Genomic DNA, 20566 nt, shown 5'->3' on the forward strand with positions numbered 1-20566 from the left:
GGGATGGCGAGGCGAGTGTAGATGCCCGATGTGTCATCCCGGTACGTCCGTTCGCCCGAGGCCGACTCCTCGTCAGGCTCTCGATCAGGCGACCGATCAGGAGGGGCCTGCGCGTGCGGCTCCGGACAGCTCGGCATCCAGACCGGGCCACGCGGGACCCGGGACGGTCACGGTGACGTGCACGACCTCGCCCTGTACGTCGCACCCGGCCAGGGCTGCGCCGTTGGCCGTCGCCACCGATGCCGCCTCCGCACAACCGTCCGCCCCCACCGTGAGCGCCCGCGCGCCGGCCAGGGCCGCCAGGTCGGCCGCCGACTGGGCCATCCGATGGGCGCGCACCAACCCCGCACAGAGCACCAGCGCGATGGTGACGAAGAGCAGAACACCCGTCATGGTCACGACCAGCATCGAGGCGGAGCCGCGCTCACGGACAGCGGCGGAGCCGCGCTCACGCATCGAGGCGGAGCCGAGCTCACGCATCGAGGCGGAGCCGAGCTCACGCACAGAGGCGGAGCCGCGCTCGGGTCTCACGAGCCCTCCAGCACGGCGACCGCGGTGGCCCGCACCCGAGCCGGGCCGGTGCCGCGGAAGAGGCCGCCCGGCCCGGCGACGGACCCTCGTACGGTCACCGTGACCCGCTCCTCCCCCACCTCCACCTCGATCTCCGCGCCCTCGGGGGCCACCCGCGAGCCGACCTCGACGGCCGCGGCAGTGTCGTCGCCGCGAGCGACCGCCCGGGCGGTCTCCCTGGCCGCGTCGACCACCCGGATCTGGTCTGCCGCCACGGCGAGCACCCAGACCATCCCGACGGTCAACGCAGCCAGGAGCGGCATCCCCAGGGCCAGCTCGGCGGTGACCGCGCCACGCTCACCGCGCCTCATCCCACGCCCAGCAGGGACAGGACGTGGTCGAAGAGCGTTGTCAGCATCTTGTCGCCGAAACCGCCGACGACCATGGCGTAGAGCACCCCGGCCAACCCCGCCCCGGCCGCGGTGCCGACGGCGTACTCGGCGGTCGTGATGCCCTGCTCCTGAAGTTCGCGAGCCTCCTCGAGCTCAGGAGCCTCCTGAAGTTCGCGAGCCTCCTGGGGTTCATGTCCCCCCTCGGATCGTCGGACCTCGAGCCTGCTCCAGGCGGTCTGCGCCAGACGTACGACGCGGGTCGAGCCTGCTGCGCGCAGGACGCGTGCGATGCGTGCGGTGCCGATCAGGTGGGTCATGGTTCTTCCTCCCGGTGATGAGGCCGCGGATCGGCCTGCACCCACCACATTCGTGGGTCCCGGACGCTTCTCGAGTGGCGCTGTGGGTCGCGCTGTGGAGGAGCCCATGAAGCGCCGAACTGTGGAGAGGCGGAGCCAGGAGCCGACCCGTCCGGGACTTTGTCGATCCGCCTGAATTTCGCCCGGCACGGAGTTACCGTCAGGGCCCTCATCCCGTTCGATCCGAAGGTCTCGCCCGTGCGCCAATTCATCGCTGCCGTGACCTTCGCGTTGCTGGTCTCGCTCGCTCCGCACCTCGACCAGGCGACCACCACGACGCAGGCGGTCGACCTGACCCCGACGGGGAGCAGTTCATACGCGACGACGACGGCCGAGTCCGTCGCTCCCCTCGCGGCCCCCAGGACCGTGCGCCAGAAGGGTCGGATCACGAAGGTGGTCGACGGTGACACCGTGGACGTACGGCTGACGCGCTCGCGGCGCACGATCCGGGTGCGGATGATCGGCATCGACACGCCGGAGGTCCACGGCCAGGTCGAGTGCGGCGGGCCCAAGGCTTCTCGTTGGCTGAAGAAGCGCCTTCCCCGCGGCACCAAGGTGCGGTTGGCGAGCGACTCGACCCAGGACCGCTCCGACCACTACGGGCGCGCGTTGCGCTACGTCATCCGCGCGAAGGACGGCAAGGACATGAACCGGGCGCAGGTCCGGGTCGGCAACGCCGAGGTCTACGTCTTCGACCGGACCTCGCCCTTCAAGCGTGTCGCGAAGTACCGCGCCAGCGAGCGCCGGGCCAAGAAGGCACGCCGCGGCATCTGGAGCTGCTGAGCCACTCCTCCCGTCAGCCCAGTGCCAGTTGGGAGACCAGGCCGGCCACCGACGGCACGATGCCGAGCAGCAGGAACGCAGGCAGCAGGCAGACGCCCAACGGCAGCGCGGCGCGTACGCCGACGGCACGCGCCCGGTCCTCCACCGTTGCCCTCGCCTCGGCGGCGAGATTGCTGGCCAGCGAGTCGATGCCTTCAGCGACCGATGCCCCGGTCTCGTGAGCCCGGGCGAGCGTGCGGCCCAACGGACCGAGGACGGGGTCGCCGGCGAGGTCGGCCCAGACTTCGGCCGGGTCGGCTCCCCAGACCAGGCGAGGGCGTAGGTCAGCCATCAGGTCGGCGGCCGGTCCGGGCAGTGCTCGGCAGGCCGCTTCGAGGGCCGCGGGTGGCGCCGCACCCGCCTTCAACCCGGCGGCCAGCAGTCCGATCAGGTGGGGCAGCTCCCGCATCGCCGCCTCGTGCTCGCGTCGCTCACCGCCCCCGGCACTGCGGGTGAGCAGGCGCCGGGCTCCGAACGCCACCAACGTCGTGACCACGAGGGTGCCGACCAGGCCACCCCCGACGAGCAGACCCGCTGCAAGCCCCGCCGCCAGGGACAGGACCAGGTGCCACCGAGGCGAACTCGGGCCTCCGCCCGGGCTGCGTACCGACCCCGCCCGGGTGCGGCTCGCCACGTCGGGTCGTACGGGAAGAAGCAACCAGCCAGCCAGGCCGACCAGCGCCGCCGCGGCCCAGACCACGGCAGTCATGCGTCGCGTTCCACGTCGTCGGCGATGGAGTCGATCCATCGCAGTCCGCCCCACGCCAGCCCGAGGCCGAGACCGAGGCAGAGATGGCCGGCCAGCGACCCGAGGAAGAACTCCCAGGGGCGACCCCCGCCCGCGGCGCCGGCGAGCATCGCCAGGACGGGCAGCGCCACCAGCAGCCGCGCGGTGGCGCGGGCCGAGGCCAGTTCCGAAGTCACCACCCGTCGGGTCGCCCGGCTGGCCCGCAACCCTTCGACCACCCGGGCGAGAGCCTCGCCCAGGCCGCGTCCGCTGCGGCTGGCCACCTGCCACGCTGCCCCGACGAAGCGCATCTCCTCGAGCCCCGTACGCCGCAGGGCCGTCGGCACGTCGGCTCCCAACTCCTGCGCACCCAGGACCGGGACCAGCTCGGGACACCAGCGGGACGCCAGCGACAGGGCCGCTTCGGGCGAACGCCCCGCCCGGAGTTCGTCGGCCATCACCGCGCAGGCTTCGAGCGCGCGATCGGAGCGTTCGGTCCGCGCCCGACGCGCGCGACGTCCGGCCCCGGGTCGCAGCCGGGCGAGGCTCGGCGAAGGCCGCGCCGGCAGCAGCGGGCCTCTCAACGATCGGGGCAAGCCGGGTCGCAGGCACAACAGCAGCGCGACCCCACTCAGGCACCCACTGAGCCACATCGCCGCAATCCCGCTCACGCCGCGATCACCGCCACGCGGGCGCAGGCACGTCCGGACTTCACGCAGCACCCCTCAGGCGGCGGGCGAGGACGTCGGCAGCCGGCCCCTCACGCATCCGCCCGTCCGCATCGAACTCCAACGCCCACCGGGCCTCCAGACCCGCCTCGGTCAGCAGGGGCACGGCCACCTGCGCGAGTCGGCGACGACCGTCCGGTCCGCGGGTCACGTGCAGGACCACGTCGACCGCCGCACTCACCTGGCTGGCCACCGCGTGGCGACCCAGCCCTGCGGGGCCCGCCAAGGCCTCGATCCGGGCGAGCACCTGGGTGGCGGAATTGGCGTGCAGCGTGCCGCAGCCGCCCTCGTGGCCGGTGTTCATCGCCGCCAGGAGGTCGACCACCTCCACTCCACGCACCTCTCCGAGGACCAGGCGGTCGGGTCGCATCCGCAGGGCCTGACGGACCAACGTACGCAGGTCGACCGCGCCCGTACCCTCGGCGCTGGCCGGGCGCGCCTCGAGGCCGACGACCTGCGGGTGGGCGGGGCGCAACTCCGCGGAGTCCTCCACCAGGACGATCCGTTCGTGGCTGGGCACCATCGCGAGCATCGTGGCCAACAAGGTGGTCTTGCCCGAACCTGTCCCGCCACTGACCAGGAAGGCCAGGCGTCCTGCCACGACGTCACGCAGCAGTCGCGCGCCCGGCGCGGTCAGCGTCCCGGCGTCGACCAGGTCGTCCAGCGTGAACCCGCGCGCCCGCGGCACACGCAGCGAGATCGCGGTGCCGGGACGCGAGACCGGAGCCAGCACAGCGTGGAAGCGGGTGCCGTCGGGCAGGCGTACGTCGCACCACGGCGTCGCGTCGTCGAGCCGACGCCCACCCAGTGAGGCCAGTCGCTGGGCGAGGCGCCGCACCTCCGACTCCGAGGTCAGGACGACGGGGCTGGACTCCACACCGTGGCCACGGTCGATCCACACCGGCCCCGCGCCGTTGACGAGGATGTCGGTGACCCTCGGGTCGGCGACGAGGGCGGCGAGCGGACCCAGACCGAAGGCGCTGCGCTGCAGGTCCTCGTGCACGGCGCGGACCACCTCGGCTCCCACCGGACGCCCCTGCCGCTGCAACACCTCGGCCACCCGATGAGGCGACAGCTCCCCCGCCTCCCGCGCGAGCGCGTCGCGGACCGCTTCCAGGACCTCGACCGGAGCTCCCCGGGACGCCGAGTGCGTCATGCTGCCCGGCGTCCGGCGCCGGCACCCAGCGCGTCGAGCAGCCCGGTGGCCGTGCGTCCCAACGGGGACCTGAGCGAGCGCAACGGTCCGAGCCCCAGGTCGACGGCCTCGTCGAGTCCGCGTTGATCGCCCATCTGGGCCATCACCTCTGCTCCCACTGACCGCGCCAGGGAGTCGAGCCCCACTCCGCGGCCCCGGACGACCAGTCCGACGCGGGTGTCCAGCGCCCCCACCTGGCGGGCAGCCGCCGCCACGCCGGTGACGGTGGGCCGGACGACCAGCAGCACCTGGTCGCTGCGGGCCACGACCTCGCGCACGACGTCGTCGTCGCCGCGGGGCAGGTCGACCACGACCACGTCGTGGACCCGTCGGGCCGCCTCCACCACGTCGCGGACGCAGGCGGCGTCCAGGGCGGTGGGCCGCGACGCCGAGGCCCCGCCCCAGGTCAGCAGGCCGAGCTCGCCCCTTCGAGGCACTGCGCTGCGCAACGACTCCCCCGAGATCCGACCCGGGCTGGCGGTCAGTGCCGTCCAACGCAGTCCGAGCTGTGACTCGAGCCCGAGGATCCGGTCGACGCCCGCCCCGCGCGGGTCACAGTCGATGACCAGGGCGCGACCGCGGGCCGCCGCAGCCTGGGCGAGCGCGCAGGCCAACGTACTGGCTCCTGCTCCACCGGAGCCGGGAACCACGGCGACCACCTGCCCGGGTGGGCGGGACTCGGCCCGCTCGGCGAGCAGGTCGGCGATCACTCCGCTCTCCCGCGCATTCGCGATGACGCTCTCGGCCCCCACGTCGACGGCGGCCCGGAAGTGCAGCTCGTCGGCCTCTCCCAGGCACACCAGGTGGACGTGCGGCCGCCGTCTCGGACTGGCCCGCCCCAGCGCCACCGCCAGGTCGGCTCCCACCAGCACCGCCGCAGCGGAGGCCCAGTGCGCCAGCGCGACCCCGGTCTCACGTGCCTGCTGAAGCGGCAGTCCCGCCCCAGCGGCTGATCGCTGCACCTCCTGGAGCAGCGCTGCATCGTCGGTCACCACGAGTACCCCCGGATTCGTCATGCCCGCAAGACTCGCCGCGCGGTGACCTCTGCCGCTCCGAGGGCGGCTCGAGCCTGTGCGTCACGGTCACCGACGCATCCCTGTGGACTTCCAGCGGCGCTCGCGGGGGCCCGGGGCCGACGCCAGCGACGCCGTTCCTGCCCCCGATCCCGACACTCTGCCTACGATGAAGGCATGCCCCGCCCCGTAGCGGCCTTCTTCGATCTCGACAAGACGATCATCGCCGCATCGAGCACCCTTGCCTTCAGCCGTCATTTCCAGTCGGGCGGACTGATCACCAAGCGCGCCATGCTGCGCTCGGCGTACGCGCAGTTCGTCTTCGCCGTGGGCGGCGCCGACCACGACCAGATGGACAAGTTGCGTGAGTTCCTCTCCGCCCTGGTGACCGGGTGGGACGTGGCCACCGTGCGCGAGATCGTGGCCGACACCCTGCACCACACCGTCGACCCGTTGGTCTACGACGAGGCCGTCACCCTGATCGAGGAGCACCGCGCGGCCGGTCACGACGTCATCATCGTCTCCGCCAGCGGCACCGAGGTGGTCGATCCGATCGGGACCATGCTGGGGGCGCACGCCGTCGTGGCCACGGAGTTGGAGATCTCCGCGGAGGGCAAGTACACCGGCGAGATCAAGCGCTATGTCTTCGGCGAGGAGAAGGCGCGCGCGATCCGCAGCCTCGCCGACGAGAAGGGCTACGACCTCGATGAGTGCCACGCCTACAGCGACTCGGTCACCGACGTCCCGATGCTCGAGGCAGTCGGTCATCCCTTCGCCGTGAACCCCGACAAGGAGTTGCGCCGGATCGCCGAGGAGAACGGGTGGCCGATCCTGGTCTTCACCCGTCCGGTCGGCCTGCGCAGCCGCTCCCTGCCCTCCACGCCCACCCTGGCGGCGCTGGCCGTCGGCGGAGCCGTGGCCGTCGGCGGATACGTCTGGGCCAACTCCTGGGCCAACGCACGGCGACGCCCCCCTGCAGTCTGAGCACAGCCACGACTGCACCTGCGACCCTGCTCTGCATCCGCGCGCAGGCGCGCGCAGGCGCGCGAATTGCGCCACCGAAACTGTGCGAAGTCAACCCTTGATAGTGGCCATGGTTCGGCGTAGACATGGGTTCAGAAGTGAACAGTGCAGCACGTGAGATCGGGACCCACGCGGCGACCATCCCTTCGAAAGGGCGCTGACCAGGCGGATCCTCCGCAGGTCACAACATGAGACAGCACGCTTGATACCCGACCATCACGTGTCAGAGACGGCACCCGGCTCTCGCAGCCGGGTGCCGTTTGCATGTCCCCACGCGGTCAGGGCCGACTCAGGCAGGCAGGTCGCCCAGGTCGACGGGCTCGGCGTCACGGCGCGGACGCTTCACCGGCCGCAGCGGGCTCAACTCCATGCCCTTGGCGTACGCCTCGGCGGCGTACAGCGCCCAGGCGTGGACGCCGCGCTGGGTGGCGGAGGCGTACGCACGCAGGTTGGACTCGTACTGCTCACGCAGGGCCAGGTGGCCGGCCTCGGTCACCATCAGCGACTTCGGGTCGACGCCGCGCGAGACGATGACGAGGCGTTCGGCGGCCCGCGCCACGATCCCGTTGTGGGAGGCGAACGGCTTCGCCGTGGCGATGTCGGCGTGGACCATGGCGGCGACCAGCAGCGCGGGGGCCGCGGTGTCGCTCAGGATCAACTCGGAGACGGTCCGCAGACGCGCCGCCGACGCCGCGTCGCGCGGGCGCCCCAGCTGTTCGGCGGGCAGCGCGGTGCCGGCAGCCACGGCGTGCAGCCGCGCGAAGGCCTGCAACGGCGACTGCTTCATCAGCGGCACCAACGACAGCACCGAGGCGGAGAGCCGCAGCGAGTCCTGGGCGATCTCGTCGCCACCCCCGTCGGCGATCTCCGCGATCGTGGAACGTGAGCCCTCGAGCACTGCGGACGCGTGGGCGCCGATGGCCAGGGCTTCGGCGGTCGTCTGCGGCTCGGTCTTGCGCAGGCCGCGGTCGCGCAGCATCGCGTCGATACCGTCGCGGGTGGCCGCGTAGGCCGAGCCGACGCCGTCGAGCGCAACGAGCCACGCGATTCGATCAGTGCTCACGACGCTCACGCTAGTAGCCTTGCCACCATGGCCAGCGAACGCCCCCCGGGAGAGACACGCGGCAGCGCCAGCGTGGCAGCTGCCCATCTGCACGGACGCCCGGGCCATCCCCCCGAGGCAGTGAAGTGGTTGGTGCCGGGCAACGCCAAGACCGTCCTCGAGTTGGGCGCCGGGATCGGTCGGCTCACCGAGCACCTGGTCGCTGCCGGACACGCCGTGCACGCCGTGGACCGGGATCCCGCGATGGTCCAGATCCTGCGGGAGCGGGTGAGCGTCCCGGTCACCGAGGGCACCGTCGAGGACCTGGACCTGGAGCACCGGTCGGTCGACGCGGTGGTCTGCAGCACCGCATTCACCAGCTTCGACCTCGAGACCGCCCTTCCGGCGATCGCGAAGGCGCTGCGGACCGGCGGCCACCTGAGCGTCGTCTGGCACGAGCGTGACGGCAGGATCCCGTGGGTCCGCCGTCTCGGCACCTTCCTCGAAGGACCTCTGGGTGGCCGCGACAACGAGCCGAGCAGCCACTCCATCACCGAACACCTCCTGGCCTCCCCCCTCTTCAGCTTCGTGGAGGAGGAGACCTACACGGTCTGGCAGGACGTCAACCACGACAACGTGGCCGACCTGGTCCTGTCACGCTCGTGGGTCGCCGACCTGAGCCCCCAGGCCCGGGAGCAGGCGGTCGCCGAGGTCCGCGCGTTCTACGACGACTACGGTCGCGGCATGGACGGCATGCAGCTGCCGTACAAGGTCCACTGCGTGCGCACCCAGGTCGTGCACCAACCCGGGCTCTTCGACGACGGCACCGACGCGTTGAAACTGACGTCGGACCAGGCCGACGGCGAGTCCGAGGCCGACGGAGCCGACGAGGGTGAGGCCGGTGACTCCGGTCGACGCCGCAGGACTCCGTTCCGCTTCGACGAGGACCTCTTCCTCTCCGACGGCACCGACACCGACATGCTCCTGATCGACTTCCGCTGAGCACGCCCGCGCCGTCACCTCTCGGCTAGCGTCGGCACATGGACTGGTTGCGGTTGCCTCGGCGCCCACCTCTGGGCAGCGAGGCCGATCGCGCCACGTTCGCCGCGCTGCACACGATCTCCCAGGCCTCCCCGGCGCTGCGCGAAGGGCTGACCGCCTCCAGCGCGGAGCGCGCGGTCAAGCACCTGCGTACGCTCCTGGGCACGCCCGCCGTGGCGCTGGCCGACACGGCGGGGATGTTGGTGTGGGACGGCATGGGGCGCCACCATGCCGCGCAGGTCACCGAACTCATCGCCACCACCCTCGAGCTCGGCGACACCGGCGCCACCACCCTGGAGTGCGACAGACCGGGCTGCCGGCTGCGTCACGCGATCGCAACACCGTTGGCCATCGAGGACCGGGTCGTCGGGGTGCTGCTCGCGATGTCGCCCGGCCCGACCGCGGGTCTGCTGCTGGCCACCCACGAGGTCGCGCTGTGGGTCAGCGGGCAGTTGGAGCTCGCGAACCTCGACGCCGAACGTACGCGGGCGATGGAGGCGGAGGTCAGGGCCCTGCGCGCCCAGATCAGCCCGCACTTCATCTACAACTCGCTCGGTGCGATCGCCAGCTTCGTGCGTACGGACCCGGACCGGGCCCGCGACCTCTTGCTGGAGTTCGCCGACTTCACCCGCTACTCCTTCCGCAGCCACGGCGAGTTCACGACGCTCGCCGAGGAGCTCCGCTCGATCGAGCGCTACCTGATGCTCGAGCAGGCCCGTTTCGGCGACCGGTTGCAGGTGTCCCTGCGGATCGCGCCCGAGGTGCTGCCGGCCAGCGTGCCGTTCCTCTGCATCCAACCGCTCGTCGAGAACGCCGTACGCCACGGGTTGGAGTCGGTCGAGGGGGTCGGTCAGCTCACCATCACCGCCCGCGACCTGGGCCAGGAGTGCGTGGTCGAGGTCGAGGACAACGGGGTCGGCGAGGACCCCGACCTGGTCCGCCGCGCGCTGGCCGGTGACCGCAGTCTGGACTCCGTCGGTCTCGGAAATGTGGACGCCAGGCTGCGCAATGCCTTCGGGGACGACTACGGTCTGGTGGTCGAGACCGCACCGGGCGCTGGCACGAAGGTGATCGTGCGGGTGCCGAAGTTCGCTCCGGGAGTCCATCCATGAATCAGTCGAGCGGCCTGCGGGTCCTGGTCGTCGACGACGAGCAGCCGGCCCTCGACGAGCTCTCCTTCCTCCTGCGCCGTGACCCGCGCATCGCCTCGGTGCTGACCAGCGGGTCGGCGACCGACGCCCTGCGGGTGTTGCGCGAGAACGAGGTCGACGCGGTCTTCCTCGACATCTCGATGCCCGGTCTCAACGGTCTCGAGATGGCGCAGGTGCTGGCGCGTTTCCGTACGCCGCCGCCCATCGTCTTCGTCACCGCCCACGAGCAGCACGCGGTCGAGGCCTTCGAGCTCGCCGCCGTCGACTACGTGCTCAAGCCCGTGCGCGAGGCCCGGCTGGCCGAGGCGGTCCGCAGAGTGGTGGAGGGGTCGACCACCCCGGTCTCCGACGCCGACGAGCAGATCCCGGTCGAGCTCGGTGGTGTCACCCGGTTCGTGAGCCGCCGCGACGTCACTCACGTCGAGGCCCACGGCGACTACGTACGCCTGCACACCGGCGGGGTCTCCCACCTGCTGCGGGCGCCGTTGTCACAGTTGGAGCAGGACTGGGCAGAGGCCGGCTTCGTCCGGATCCACCGTTCGTTGCTGGTCCAGGTCTCCCACATCGAGGAGGTCCGGATGGAGCAGGGGCGGTGCACGGTCATGGTGGCGGGCAACGAGCTCACCGTCAGCCGGCGCCACACCAGGGCCCTGCGCGAGTTGCTCGTGAAGCGTCGCGGCCAGGCATGAGCCCCGGCTCCGGCGAGCGCCCACCCGAACGGGTCCGGGTCACGGGTCCGCCCCGCCACACGGTGCAGTCGCGTCGCCCCGGCACCGGTGACATCGACGAGGGCACCCCGATCGGCGCCATCCTCTTCGGCAGCCTGGTCAGCGAACAACGCCGGCTGGCGATCCTCATCCTGTCGGTCCTCGGGCTGGTGGTGGTCTCGCTGCCGCTGCTCTTCAGCTCGTACGAGTCACTCGCGCAGATCCGGCTGCTCGGGATCCCGTTGGCCTACCTGCTCCTGTGGGTCCTGGTGCATCCGCTGCTGATCGGCCTGGGCTGGTTCTACGTGCGCCGCGCAGAGGCCAACGAGGCAGCGTTCGCCGAGCTGGTCGCCGAGGACGAGCCGGAGGGTGACTGGGACGAGCGCGACTGGGACGAGCGGGAGCGCGGGTGATCGAGTCCTGGGCAGCCCTGGTCGGGGTCGTGTCGGTCGTGGTCGCCACGTTGGCGATCGGCACGTGGTCGCTGCGCTTCTCCCGCACCACGAGCGACTTCCTGGTGGCCTCGCGCAGCGTACGTCCGGCGTTGAACGCCTCCGCGATCTCAGGGGAGTACATCTCCGCCGCCTCCTTCCTCGGGGTCGCGGGGCTGGTCCTCGTCTTCGGCGCCGAGATGCTCTGGTATCCGGTGGGCTGGACGGCCGGCTACCTGGTGCTGCTGGTCCTGGTGGCCGCGCCGCTGCGGCGCTCAGGGGCGTACACGCTGCCGGACTTCGCGGAGGCCCGGTTGGAGTCGCGCACCGTGCGCGCGCTCTGCTCCCTGCTCGTGGTGGTGGTCGGGTGGCTCTACCTGCTGCCCCAGTTCAGCGGTGCCGGCCTGACCCTGCGGGCCGCTGTCGGGCTGCCGACCTGGGTGGGTACGACGGTGGTCGCCCTGGTCGTCCTGGCCGGCGTCGCGGGCGGAGGGATGCGGTCGATCACCTTCGTCCAGGCCTTCCAGTACTGGCTCAAGCTGACCGCGCTGCTGATCCCGGCGATGGTGCTGCTGGCGGTGTGGGTCGGCGACGGCGCCACCAACCCGGCCGACATCGCGCCGGTGGGGAGTGCCGCGGGCACGGACACGAGCTGGTCGCTGCCGATCGGTGCGGGCACCCAGGGCCTGTACGCGACGTACTCGCTGATCATCGCCACCTTCCTGGGCACCATGGGCCTGCCGCACGTGGTGGTGCGCTTCTACACGAACCCTGACGGTCGAGCGGCGCGTCGCACCACGTTGGTGGTGCTGATGATGCTGGCGGCCTTCTACCTGCTGCCCCCGATCTACGGCGGCCTCGGTCGGGTCTACGCCGACCGCCTCGGCGACCTCGACCAGAGCGACTCGCTGGTCCTCGAGCTGCCCCGCGTGATGTTGCCCGGGATCGGCGGGGAGATCCTGACCGGGTTGTTGACCGCCGGCGCCTTCGCGGCCTTCCTCTCGACCGCCTCCGGGCTCACCATCGCCGTCGCGGGGGTGCTCGGCCAGGACGTGACCGGCCGCCGGTTCGGCCGCGTACGCCTCTCGGGGATCTCAGCCTTCCGGGTCGGCGCCTGCCTGGCGGTGGTGGTGCCGGCGCTGCTCGCCTTCACGACCCTCGAGGTGGGGGTGGCGCGCATGGTGGGGTTGGCCTTCGCGGTCTCCGCCTCCACCTTCTGCCCTCTGCTGGTGCTCGGCATCTGGTGGCAGGGGCTGACCGCCCCCGGCGCGGTGGCGGGGCTGCTGGTCGGGGGGATCGGGTCAGGGGTGGCCGTGGTCTGGACGCTGTTCGAAATTTCGACGACCGGATGGCCGGCCGTCCTGCTGGGCTCCCCGGCAGCGTGGAGCGTGCCCGCCGCCTTCCTCACCATGGTCGTGGTGAGCCGAGCCACCCGCGGCCGCACCCCGGCCGGGACGCGTCGTTTCCTCGTACGGCTGCACACCCCGGAGGTCGTGCCGCTCGACCGTGGCTGACCGCCGGGCGCGCTGCAGGCACCGCTGGGCGACAACTGCTCTCCGCTGACCGCGCCAGGGGTCCGGGACGGGTGCCGATGGGTGTGACCTGCGCCACCGTGGGAGCACGTCACGTCCACCGACATCGGGCAGGGAGTCCCCCCAGTGAGCCAACCCAAGCAGGATCAGGCCGCCAGGCACGATCCGATCTACGACCACCTGGCGGCGAAGGACGAGTTCGCGCAACTGCGCCACCTCTACCGCCGCTTCATCATCCCGGCCACCGCGGTCTTCATGGGCTGGTACGCCCTGTACGTGGTGATGTCGATGTTCGCCTCCGACTTCATGAACCACGTGCTCTTCGCCAACATCAACGTCGCGCTGATCTTCGGACTGCTGCAGTTCGTCAGCACGTTCGGGATCGCGTTCCTCTACAGCCGCTACTCGACCACCCACCTGGACCCGCTGGCCAAGCAGCTGGCCCGGGAGTACGACGCCGAGCTGCTGGACCGCGCCGCGGTGGCTGCTGGCAACACCACGCCCGGCACCACGCCCGTCACCGAGGAGAACTGACATGGACGGCAACCAGATCCTCACCTCAGGACTCTTCCTCCTGGTCGTCCTGCTCACCATCCTGGTGACGCTGCGGGCGAGTCGCCAGACCTCCGGGGCCGACGACTACTACGCCGGCGGCCGCGGCTTCTCCGGCCTCCAGAACGGGCTCGCCATCGGCGGCGACTACATGTCGGCCGCCTCGTTCCTGGGCATCACCGGAGCCATCGCGCTCTACGGCTACGACGGCTTCCTCTACTCGGTCGGCTTCCTGGTCGCCTGGCTGGTCGCGCTCCTGCTGGTCGCGGAGGTGCTACGCAACTCCGGCAAGTACACGATGGCCGACCAGCTGGCCTTCCGGATGAGCAAGCGTCCCGTCCGTACGGCCGCAGCCACCTCGACGGTGGTCGTCTCGATCTTCTACCTGCTCGCCCAGATGGTCGGCGCGGGCGCGCTGGTCTCCCTGCTGCTCGGCATCGACTCAGGCCTCGTCAAGAACCTGACCATCTTCGTGGTCGGCGCCCTGATGATCTTCTACGTCACCGTCGGCGGCATGAAGGGCACGACGTACGTGCAGATGATCAAGGCCGTGCTGCTGATGAGCGGCTCCGCGCTGGTCGTGGTCCTGGTGCTGATCCAGTTCAACTTCAACATCGCCGACCTGCTCGGCTCGGCCGCCGACAACTCGGGCGCCGGCCAGGCGTTCCTCGAGCCCGGACTGAAGTACGGCTCCTCGACGACCTCCAAGATCGACTTCATCTCCCTGGGCCTGGCCCTGGTCCTGGGCACGGCGGGTCTGCCGCACATCCTGATCCGCTTCTACACCACACCCACCTCCCAGGCAGCCCGCAAGTCGGTGCTGTGGGCGATCGGCCTGATCGGCACCTTCTACCTCTTCACGTTGGTGCTGGGCTTCGGCGCTGCGGCACTGCTCAGCAAGAGCGACTACGACGTGGCCGGCAACCTGGCCGCACCCAAGTTGGCCGAGGAGGTCGGTGGCGGCATCGGCTCCACCAGTGGCGCGGTGATGCTGGCCCTGATCGCGGCAGTCGCCTTCGCCACGATCCTGGCCGTCGTCGCAGGGCTGACCCTGACCTCGTCGATGTCGGTGGCTCACGACGTGTGGAACCCCGTCTTCCGCAACGGAGAGGCGACCGAGAAGGAGGAGATGAAGGTCTCCAGGATCGCAGCCGGCGGGATCGGACTGGTCGCGATCCTGCTGGCCATCCCGGCGCAGTCGCTGAACATCGCCTTCCTGGTGGCGCTCGCCTTCGCGGTGGCGGCCTCGGCGAACCTGCCCGCCATCCTGATGAATCTCTTCTGGCGCCGCTTCAACACCCGCGGCGCGGTCTGGAGCATCTACGGTGGCCTGCTCTCCTCCGTCGGCCTCGTCTTCTTCTCCCCGGTCATGTCCGGGTCGGAGACGGCGTTGCTCAGCAGCGTGGACTTCGCGTGGTTCCCGTTGCAGAACCCGGGCATCGTCTCGATCCCGCTCGGTTTCCTGTTCGGTGTGATCGGGACGCTCACCAAGCCGGAGCCCTCGGCCGAGGAGCGCTACACCGAGCTCGAGGTCCGCGCCCTGACGGGCGCCGGGGCGGAGGGCGAGTTCAGGCACTGACGCCTGCGAGCTCTCCGGGTTGCCCCGGGTGCGGTCCTTGCGGATCGCACCCGGGGCAACTCCCAATTGTGGTGTGGGTCACGCTCGGTAGCGGCCGTTTGCCCGAGTCTGACGATTGACATGTTTGGTGACGATCCGATTACTTCCGGGCCTCGACTCTTTCTGAGAGCGACTTCCCGGTGGTACCCATGGGGAAGCGCGCGTACGTGCGCACACCACTCTCAGGAGGAATGCATGCGATTCTCTCGGCGCACCCGCATGGCGGGTATCGCGTTGGTCGCGGCCAGCAGTCTCGTGCTCGCTGCCTGCGGCAGCGACGACGACGGCGGCGGCAGTGACGGCGACGCAGTCATCAGCGTGTACGGCACCAACCCGCAGAACCCCTTGATCCCGACGGCCACCAACGAGGTCGGCGGCGGTGACCCGCTGAACAACCTCTTCGCCGGTCTGGTCTCGTACAACACCGACGGCTCCGTCGAGAACGAGGTCGCCGAGTCCATCGAGGGCAACGACGACAGCACCGTCTGGACGATCAAGCTCAAGGACTGGAAGTTCACCGACGGCTCCGACGTGACTGCAGAGTCCTTCGTGAACGCCTGGAACTACGGCGCCAACCCGGACAACAAGCAGCTGAACAACTACTTCTTCTACCCGATCGAGGGCACCGACGACATCGGGAACACCACCGGTGGTGACACCGTCTCCGGTCTCAAGGTCATCGACGAGAAGACCTTCGAGATCACGCTCAAGAAGTCGGAGTCGGACTTCCCGCTCCGTCTCGGCTACTCGGCGTACTTCCCGGTCCCCGAAGCCGCCTACGGTGACGACGGCAAGATCACCAAGGAGTACGGCGAGCGCCCGATCGGCAACGGCGCGTACATGCTGACCGAGTCCGGTTGGGAGCGCAACAAGCAGATCGCCATGGAGCCCAACCCGGACTACGACGGCAACCACAAGGCCCAGAACGGCGGCCTCGTCTTCAAGTTCTACGCCGGTGGCGGCGCTGACTCGGCCTACACCGACGTGCAGTCGGGCAACCTGGACGTGCTCGACCAGGTCCCGCCGAGCGCGCTGGAGACGTTCGAGGGCGACAACCAGGTCCAGGCCTTCAACGAGCCCGGCTCCAACTTCGCCTCGTTCACCATCCCGGAGCGCCTCGAGCACTTCAGTGGCGAAGAGGGCAAGCTGCGTCGTCAGGCGCTGTCGATGGCGATCAACCGTGACGAGGTCACGGACAAGATCTACAACGGCACCCGCACGTCGGCCTCCGACTTCACCTCCCCCGTGCTCGACGGTTGGACCGACGAGATCGAGGGCAACGACGTCCTGGAGTTCAACGAGGAAGAGGCCAAGAAGCTGTGGGCCGAGGCTGACGCCATCGCCCCGTGGACCGGCGAGTTCCAGATTGCGTTCAACAACGACGGTGCAGGCAACCGTGAGTTCGTCGAGGCTCTGACGAACCAGATCACCAACGTCCTGGGCATCGAGTCTTCGCCGAAGGTCTACCCGACCTTCGACGAGCTCCGCAAGGAGGTCACCGACCGCTCGATCCAGACCGCGTTCCGTACCGGTTGGCAGGCCGACTACCCGTCGATGCTCAACTACCTCGGACCGATCTACGCCACGGGCGCCGGTTCCAACGACGGTGACTACTCCAACAAGGAGTTCGACTCCTTGGTGACGGAGGCCTCCGCCACCCAGGGTGACGAGCGCTACGAGCTCATCACCGACGCGCAGGAGATCCTCCTCGAGGAGCTTCCCGCCATCCCGCTGTGGTACGCCAACGCGACCGCAGCAGTCTCCACGGACCTCAAGGGGTTCGAGTTCAACTGGCAGCAGAAGCCGGAGTACTACAAGCTCACCAAGTAGTGGTCGACCCGGTGTGACGGACGGAGGTGGCCCCCCGCGGGCCACCTCCGTTCGCTCGTCTGGGATTCTTTTGTCTCCCCCTCCCTTCCCCTGGCGTGTCAGCCGTTCTCGGCTCAACGTCGCGGCACCCCTCCGTCGCGGACCGGTCGTCGTGACCGAGAGGTTCCGCGGCTCCCACGCTCCCCTAATCCAGGAGGCCACTCGTGTGGTGGTACGTCGGCAAACGATTGCTGCAAACCATTCCCGTGTTCCTCGGCGCGACGCTGATCCTGTTCTCCCTGCTCAAGCTGCGCCCCGGTGACCCGATCCTCAACCTGGCTGGCAACAAGCCGGTCTCCCAGGAAGTACGCGACGCGCTCGCCGCGCAGTACAACCTCGACGACCCGCTCTTCGTGCAGTGGGTCCTCTTCGTCAAGAACGCCATCACGTTCAACTTCGGTGAGACCTTCTCCGGTCAGCCGGTCTTCGACCTGATCAAGGACACCTTCCCGGTCACGGTCGTGCTCGCCGTGATGGCGCTGGCGATCGACGCGATCCTCGGCATCATCCTCGGCACGCTCGCCGGCCTGCGCCGCAACGGCGCCTTCGACACCGTCGTCCTGGTGATCTCCCTGATCCTGATCTCGGTGCCGATCTTCGTGGTCGGCTTCGTGGCGCAGTTGACGTTCGGGGTGAAACTCCAATGGGTGCCAGCCACGGTCGGTGGCGACTGGACGCTCTCAGAGCTGGTCCTCCCGGCGATCGTCCTGGCGGTCGCCAACTTCGCCTACACGATCCGGCTGACCCGCACCTCTGTCGCGGAGAACCTGACCGCCGACCACGTGCGTACGGCGCGGGCCAAGGGACTCTCCAACCGCCTCGTCGTACGCAACCACGTGTTGCGCAACTCGCTGGTGCCGGTCGTCACCTACCTCGGCATCAACCTGGGCGCACTGATGGCGGGCGCCATCATCACCGAGACCATCTTCAACATCCCCGGCGTGGGCAACACCGCCTTCCTGGCCATCCAGCGCGGCGAGACCTCGACCGTCGTCGCCATCGTGACCTTCATGGTCATGGTCTACGTGCTGATGAGCCTCCTGGTTGACCTCCTCTACGCCGTACTCGACCCGAGGATCCGCTATGTCTGACATCCGTGCCGGACAGGAGCGCTTCGTCGCTCCCGTCGAGGAGACCCCGCTGCGCGCGATCGACGCCGTCGACGTCGACGCGGTCCCCGAGAACCAGTGGAAGGAGGCCTGGAAGCGCCTGCGTACCTCGCCGATCTTCTGGTTGGCCTCGCTGATCCTGCTGGTCGTGGCGGTGATGATCGCCTTCCCCACGCTCTTCACCGACGCTGACCCCACCAAGGGGAGCCTGTCCCTGAGCTTTGAGCCGGCCAGCGAGGGACACCCGTTCGGCTACACCCGACAGGGCTACGACGTCTGGGCGCGCACGGTCTACGGCGCCCGCGCCTCGGTCTCGGTCGGCGTGATCACCGCCATCCTCACCGCCATTCTCGGGATGATCACCGGTGCGATCGCGGGCTTCTACGGTGGCTTGGCCGACAGCCTGATGTCTCGGTTCAGCGACATCTTCTTCTCGATCCCGCTGCTGCTGGGCTGCATCGTCGTGGTGGCGGTCCTCAACAACACCTTCCCCGAGCGTGGTTACTGGGGATCCGTGATGGTCGTCGTGGCGGCACTGGCTCTCTTCGCCTGGCCCCAGGTCACGCGTCAGATGCGGGCCGCCGTGCTGGAGGTCAAGAACCTGGAGTTCGTCGACGCGGCCACCGCGATCGGCGCGAGCAAGTTCCAGAACCTGCGCCGCCACATCGTCCCCAACTCGCTGGCCCCGGTGATCGTGACCACCACGATCTCCTTGGGCGTCTTCATCGTCGCCGAGTCGTCGCTCTCGTTCCTGGGGCTCGGCCTGCCGACCAACGTGGTCTCGTGGGGCAATGACATCTCGGCCGCGCAGAACCAGATCCGTTCGGGTCAGAACCTCCAGGTCATGTTCCTGCCCGCTGCTGCCCTGGCCTTCACGGTCCTCGGTTTCATCCTGCTGGGTGAGGCTGTCCGTGAGGCCCTCGACCCGAAGGCGAGGAAGAAGTGACCGAGCAACCGCTCCTGGAGGTCAAGGACCTCAAGGTCGGCTTCCGCGCCGGCAAGGAACTGCTGACCGCCGTCGACGGCGCCAGCCTGACCATCTACCCCGGCCAGACCATCGCCATCGTCGGTGAGTCAGGGTCCGGCAAGTCGACGCTGGCCCACGCCGTGATCGGGCTCCTGCCCGGCAACGGCCACGTCACCGGCGGGGAGATCCTCTTCGAGGGTCGTGACATCGCCGCGGCCAACAAGAGCCAGATCATGAGCCTGCGCGGCTCCTCGATCGGTCTGGTCCCGCAGGACCCGATGTCCAACCTCAACCCGCTGTGGCGGGTCGGCCACCAGATCAAGGAAGCGTTGGTCGCCAACGGGGTGGCGACGGGCAAGGCTGCCGACCAGCGGGTCATCGAGCTTCTCGAGGAGGCGGGACTGCCCGACGCCGAGCGGCGCGCCCGGCAGTACCCCCACGAGTTCTCCGGCGGGATGCGCCAGCGGGCGCTCATCGCGATGGGTCTGGCGGCACGTCCCAAACTGTTGATCGCCGACGAGCCGACCTCGGCCCTCGACGTGACGGTGCAGCAGCAGATCCTGGACCACCTCGACACCCTCACCGAGACGCTCGGCGTCGCGGTCATGCTGATCACTCACGACTTGGGGTTGGCCGCCGAACGGGCCGACCACCTGGTGGTGATGTACCGCGGGCGGATCGTGGAGTCCGGTCCTGCTGCCGAGATCCTCCAGGCACCAGAGCACCCGTACACCCAGCGTCTTGTTGCCAAGGCGCCGTCCATCGCCTCGCTGCGCCTCTCCTCGGTCAAGGAGCGGGCCCACATCCGCGAGCAGGCGGAGCAGGCGGCGTCGGCGGTCGCCGACAAGATCGCCCACGGCACCGCTGGCCTCGGGGTGGGGAGCAGCGACATCGTCGTCGCCGAGAACCTCACCAAGATCTTCAAACTGCGGGGCGCACGACCGTGGGAGTCGGTCGACTTCACCGCCGTCGACAACGTCTCCTTCACCCTGCGTCGCGGCACCACCACCGCGATCGTCGGCGAGTCGGGTTCCGGCAAGTCGACGGTGGCCCGCATGGTGCTCGACCTGTTGCCGCCCACGTCGGGTCGGGTGCTCTTCGACGGCGTCGACGTGAAGTCACTGAGCGGCAAGCAGCAGCAGCTCGAGCTGCGTCGCCAGATGCAGCCGGTCTTCCAGAACCCCTACGCCTCGCTCGACCCGCTCTACTCCATCTACCAGTCGATCGTGGAGCCGCTGCGCACCCACGGTGTCGGGTCGAAGAAGGAGCAGGAGGCGAAGGTGCTCGACCTGCTCGACAAGGTCTCCCTGCCGACGACCGTGATGTCGCGCTACCCCGGGGAGCTCTCCGGTGGCCAACGTCAGCGGGTCGCGATCGCCCGTGCGCTCGCCCTCGACCCCGAGGTCGTCATCTGCGACGAGGCGGTCTCCGCGCTCGACGTACTCGTCCAGGCCCAGATCCTCGAGCTGCTCAACGACCTCCAGGCCGAGCTCGGGCTGAGCTACCTCTTCATCACCCACGACCTCGCGGTCGTACGCCAGATCGCCGACGAGGTACTGGTGATGCAGGACGGCAAGGTCGTCGAGGCTGCCTCGGTCACCCAGGTCTTCGACAACCCGGCCGAGGAGTACACGCAGCGCCTGCTGGGTGCAATCCCCGGCGCGTCGATCGCCCTGGGCAGCTGAGCCCGGAGCGACACCCAGACCGATCGAGAGCCCGTCCCGCGTCAACGCGGGGCGGGTTCTCGTCGTTGACTCCCCCGGACGTCATCACGAGCGGTT

At 69.7% G+C, this 20566-nt stretch carries 21 protein-coding genes; 13 read left to right on the forward strand and 8 right to left on the reverse strand.

Annotated elements, in window-relative coordinates; genetic code table 11:
• Positions 1–96: 96 nt before the first annotated feature.
• From DNK52_RS11420 to DNK52_RS11430, 3 genes are read right to left on the reverse strand one after another with little or no spacing between them, the layout of a single operon-like run.
• Positions 97–531, reverse strand: coding sequence for an Rv3654c family TadE-like protein (locus DNK52_RS11420; protein WP_239455512.1), 435 nt, complete (start codon positions 529–531; stop codon positions 97–99).
• On the reverse strand, positions 528–881 hold the full coding sequence (locus DNK52_RS11425) for a TadE family protein (RefSeq protein ID WP_110241097.1): 354 nt from the start codon (positions 879–881) through the stop codon (positions 528–530). Before DNK52_RS11425 ends, DNK52_RS11420 begins: the two co-directional genes overlap by 4 nt.
• Positions 878–1219, reverse strand: coding sequence for a DUF4244 domain-containing protein (locus DNK52_RS11430; protein WP_110241098.1), 342 nt, complete (start codon positions 1217–1219; stop codon positions 878–880). Before DNK52_RS11430 ends, DNK52_RS11425 begins: the two co-directional genes overlap by 4 nt.
• Before the next feature lie 237 nt (positions 1220–1456).
• Between DNK52_RS11430 and DNK52_RS11435 the strand changes: the two genes are divergently transcribed.
• Positions 1457–2041, forward strand: coding sequence for a thermonuclease family protein (locus tag DNK52_RS11435; protein WP_162598737.1), 585 nt, complete (start codon positions 1457–1459; stop codon positions 2039–2041).
• A gap of 13 nt (positions 2042–2054) precedes the next feature.
• Here the strand turns inward: DNK52_RS11435 and DNK52_RS11440 are convergent, their stop codons facing one another.
• The 4 genes from DNK52_RS11440 to ssd all read right to left on the reverse strand — a co-directional run bounded on the left by DNK52_RS11440 (position 2055) and on the right by ssd (position 5746).
• A complete protein-coding gene (locus DNK52_RS11440) occupies positions 2055–2789 on the reverse strand; it encodes a type II secretion system F family protein (RefSeq protein ID WP_162598738.1) in 735 nt (244 codons plus the stop codon).
• Positions 2786–3265, reverse strand: a complete 480-nt coding sequence (locus tag DNK52_RS11445) for a type II secretion system F family protein (protein WP_162598739.1) — start codon at positions 3263–3265, stop codon at positions 2786–2788. The genes DNK52_RS11440 and DNK52_RS11445 overlap by 4 nt, the downstream gene beginning before the upstream one ends.
• Positions 3266–3518: 253 nt before the next feature.
• Entirely contained in the window at positions 3519–4691 is a 1173-nt protein-coding gene (locus tag DNK52_RS11450) for a TadA family conjugal transfer-associated ATPase (protein WP_110241102.1), read from the reverse strand.
• Positions 4688–5746 carry a septum site-determining protein Ssd gene (gene ssd / locus DNK52_RS11455; protein WP_110241103.1) on the reverse strand — a complete coding sequence of 353 codons (1059 nt, stop codon included), beginning with the start codon at positions 5744–5746 and terminating at the stop codon, positions 4688–4690. Before ssd ends, DNK52_RS11450 begins: the two co-directional genes overlap by 4 nt.
• Positions 5747–5920: 174 nt before the next feature.
• Between ssd and DNK52_RS11460 the strand changes: the two genes are divergently transcribed.
• On the forward strand, positions 5921–6727 hold the full coding sequence (locus DNK52_RS11460) for an HAD family hydrolase (protein ID WP_110241104.1): 807 nt from the start codon (positions 5921–5923) through the stop codon (positions 6725–6727).
• Between the two features lie 328 nt (positions 6728–7055).
• Here the strand turns inward: DNK52_RS11460 and DNK52_RS11465 are convergent, their stop codons facing one another.
• A complete protein-coding gene (locus DNK52_RS11465; RefSeq protein ID WP_110241105.1) occupies positions 7056–7829 on the reverse strand; it encodes a Fic family protein in 774 nt (257 codons plus the stop codon).
• A gap of 27 nt (positions 7830–7856) precedes the next feature.
• Between DNK52_RS11465 and DNK52_RS11470 the strand changes: the two genes are divergently transcribed.
• From DNK52_RS11470 to DNK52_RS11520, 11 genes are all read left to right on the forward strand, one after another.
• Entirely contained in the window at positions 7857–8810 is a 954-nt protein-coding gene (locus DNK52_RS11470; RefSeq protein WP_110241106.1) for a class I SAM-dependent methyltransferase, read from the forward strand.
• Between the two features lie 38 nt (positions 8811–8848).
• Complete coding sequence (locus DNK52_RS11475) at positions 8849–9961, forward strand: sensor histidine kinase (RefSeq protein ID WP_110241107.1); 1113 nt, start codon at positions 8849–8851, stop codon at positions 9959–9961.
• Positions 9958–10689 (forward strand): LytR/AlgR family response regulator transcription factor, encoded by a 732-nt coding sequence (locus tag DNK52_RS11480; RefSeq protein ID WP_110241108.1) that lies wholly within the window; start codon positions 9958–9960, stop codon positions 10687–10689. Before DNK52_RS11475 ends, DNK52_RS11480 begins: the two co-directional genes overlap by 4 nt.
• A complete protein-coding gene (locus tag DNK52_RS11485; RefSeq protein ID WP_110241109.1) occupies positions 10686–11120 on the forward strand; it encodes a hypothetical protein in 435 nt (144 codons plus the stop codon). The genes DNK52_RS11480 and DNK52_RS11485 overlap by 4 nt, the downstream gene beginning before the upstream one ends.
• Positions 11117–12652: a sodium/solute symporter gene (locus DNK52_RS11490; RefSeq protein ID WP_239455513.1), complete on the forward strand. Its 1536-nt coding sequence runs from the start codon at positions 11117–11119 to the stop codon at positions 12650–12652. Before DNK52_RS11485 ends, DNK52_RS11490 begins: the two co-directional genes overlap by 4 nt.
• Before the next feature lie 144 nt (positions 12653–12796).
• Positions 12797–13204, forward strand: coding sequence for a DUF485 domain-containing protein (locus DNK52_RS11495; protein ID WP_110241111.1), 408 nt, complete (start codon positions 12797–12799; stop codon positions 13202–13204).
• 1 nt (position 13205) lies between these two features.
• Positions 13206–14801 (forward strand): solute symporter family protein, encoded by a 1596-nt coding sequence (locus tag DNK52_RS11500; RefSeq protein WP_110241112.1) that lies wholly within the window; start codon positions 13206–13208, stop codon positions 14799–14801.
• 234 nt (positions 14802–15035) lie between these two features.
• The gene (locus tag DNK52_RS11505; protein ID WP_110241113.1) at positions 15036–16670 is read left to right on the forward strand and encodes a peptide ABC transporter substrate-binding protein; all 1635 of its coding nucleotides are present in this window, start codon (positions 15036–15038) and stop codon (positions 16668–16670) included.
• Positions 16671–16873: 203 nt separating this feature from the next.
• Complete coding sequence (locus DNK52_RS11510; RefSeq protein WP_110241114.1) at positions 16874–17800, forward strand: ABC transporter permease; 927 nt, start codon at positions 16874–16876, stop codon at positions 17798–17800.
• Positions 17793–18764, forward strand: coding sequence for an ABC transporter permease (locus DNK52_RS11515; RefSeq protein WP_110241115.1), 972 nt, complete (start codon positions 17793–17795; stop codon positions 18762–18764). Before DNK52_RS11510 ends, DNK52_RS11515 begins: the two co-directional genes overlap by 8 nt.
• A complete protein-coding gene (locus DNK52_RS11520) occupies positions 18761–20470 on the forward strand; it encodes a dipeptide ABC transporter ATP-binding protein (protein ID WP_110241116.1) in 1710 nt (569 codons plus the stop codon). Before DNK52_RS11515 ends, DNK52_RS11520 begins: the two co-directional genes overlap by 4 nt.
• Positions 20471–20566 lie beyond the last annotated feature (96 nt).

This window comes from Nocardioides gilvus, assembly GCF_003194605.1.
Lineage (GTDB): Bacteria > Actinomycetota > Actinomycetes > Propionibacteriales > Nocardioidaceae > Nocardioides > Nocardioides gilvus.

Bases quoted from the DNA above. Each gene is read 5' to 3' on its own strand.
- ssd (WP_110241103.1), bottom strand. From the start codon at position 5,746: ATGACGAATCCGGGGGTACTCGTGGTGACCGACGATGCAGCGCTGCTC.
- DNK52_RS11430 (WP_110241098.1), bottom strand. From the start codon at position 1,219: ATGACCCACCTGATCGGCACCGCACGCATCGCACGCGTCCTGCGCGCA.
- DNK52_RS11425 (WP_110241097.1), bottom strand. From the start codon at position 881: ATGAGGCGCGGTGAGCGTGGCGCGGTCACCGCCGAGCTGGCCCTGGGG.
- DNK52_RS11515 (WP_110241115.1), top strand. From the start codon at position 17,793: ATGTCTGACATCCGTGCCGGACAGGAGCGCTTCGTCGCTCCCGTCGAG.
- DNK52_RS11460 (WP_110241104.1), top strand. From the start codon at position 5,921: ATGCCCCGCCCCGTAGCGGCCTTCTTCGATCTCGACAAGACGATCATC.
- DNK52_RS11445 (WP_162598739.1), bottom strand. From the start codon at position 3,265: ATGGCCGACGAACTCCGGGCGGGGCGTTCGCCCGAAGCGGCCCTGTCG.
- DNK52_RS11485 (WP_110241109.1), top strand. From the start codon at position 10,686: ATGAGCCCCGGCTCCGGCGAGCGCCCACCCGAACGGGTCCGGGTCACG.
- DNK52_RS11450 (WP_110241102.1), bottom strand. From the start codon at position 4,691: ATGACGCACTCGGCGTCCCGGGGAGCTCCGGTCGAGGTCCTGGAAGCG.
- DNK52_RS11480 (WP_110241108.1), top strand. From the start codon at position 9,958: ATGAATCAGTCGAGCGGCCTGCGGGTCCTGGTCGTCGACGACGAGCAG.
- DNK52_RS11470 (WP_110241106.1), top strand. From the start codon at position 7,857: ATGGCCAGCGAACGCCCCCCGGGAGAGACACGCGGCAGCGCCAGCGTG.
- DNK52_RS11500 (WP_110241112.1), top strand. From the start codon at position 13,206: ATGGACGGCAACCAGATCCTCACCTCAGGACTCTTCCTCCTGGTCGTC.
- DNK52_RS11505 (WP_110241113.1), top strand. From the start codon at position 15,036: ATGCGATTCTCTCGGCGCACCCGCATGGCGGGTATCGCGTTGGTCGCG.
- DNK52_RS11440 (WP_162598738.1), bottom strand. From the start codon at position 2,789: ATGACTGCCGTGGTCTGGGCCGCGGCGGCGCTGGTCGGCCTGGCTGGC.
- DNK52_RS11475 (WP_110241107.1), top strand. From the start codon at position 8,849: ATGGACTGGTTGCGGTTGCCTCGGCGCCCACCTCTGGGCAGCGAGGCC.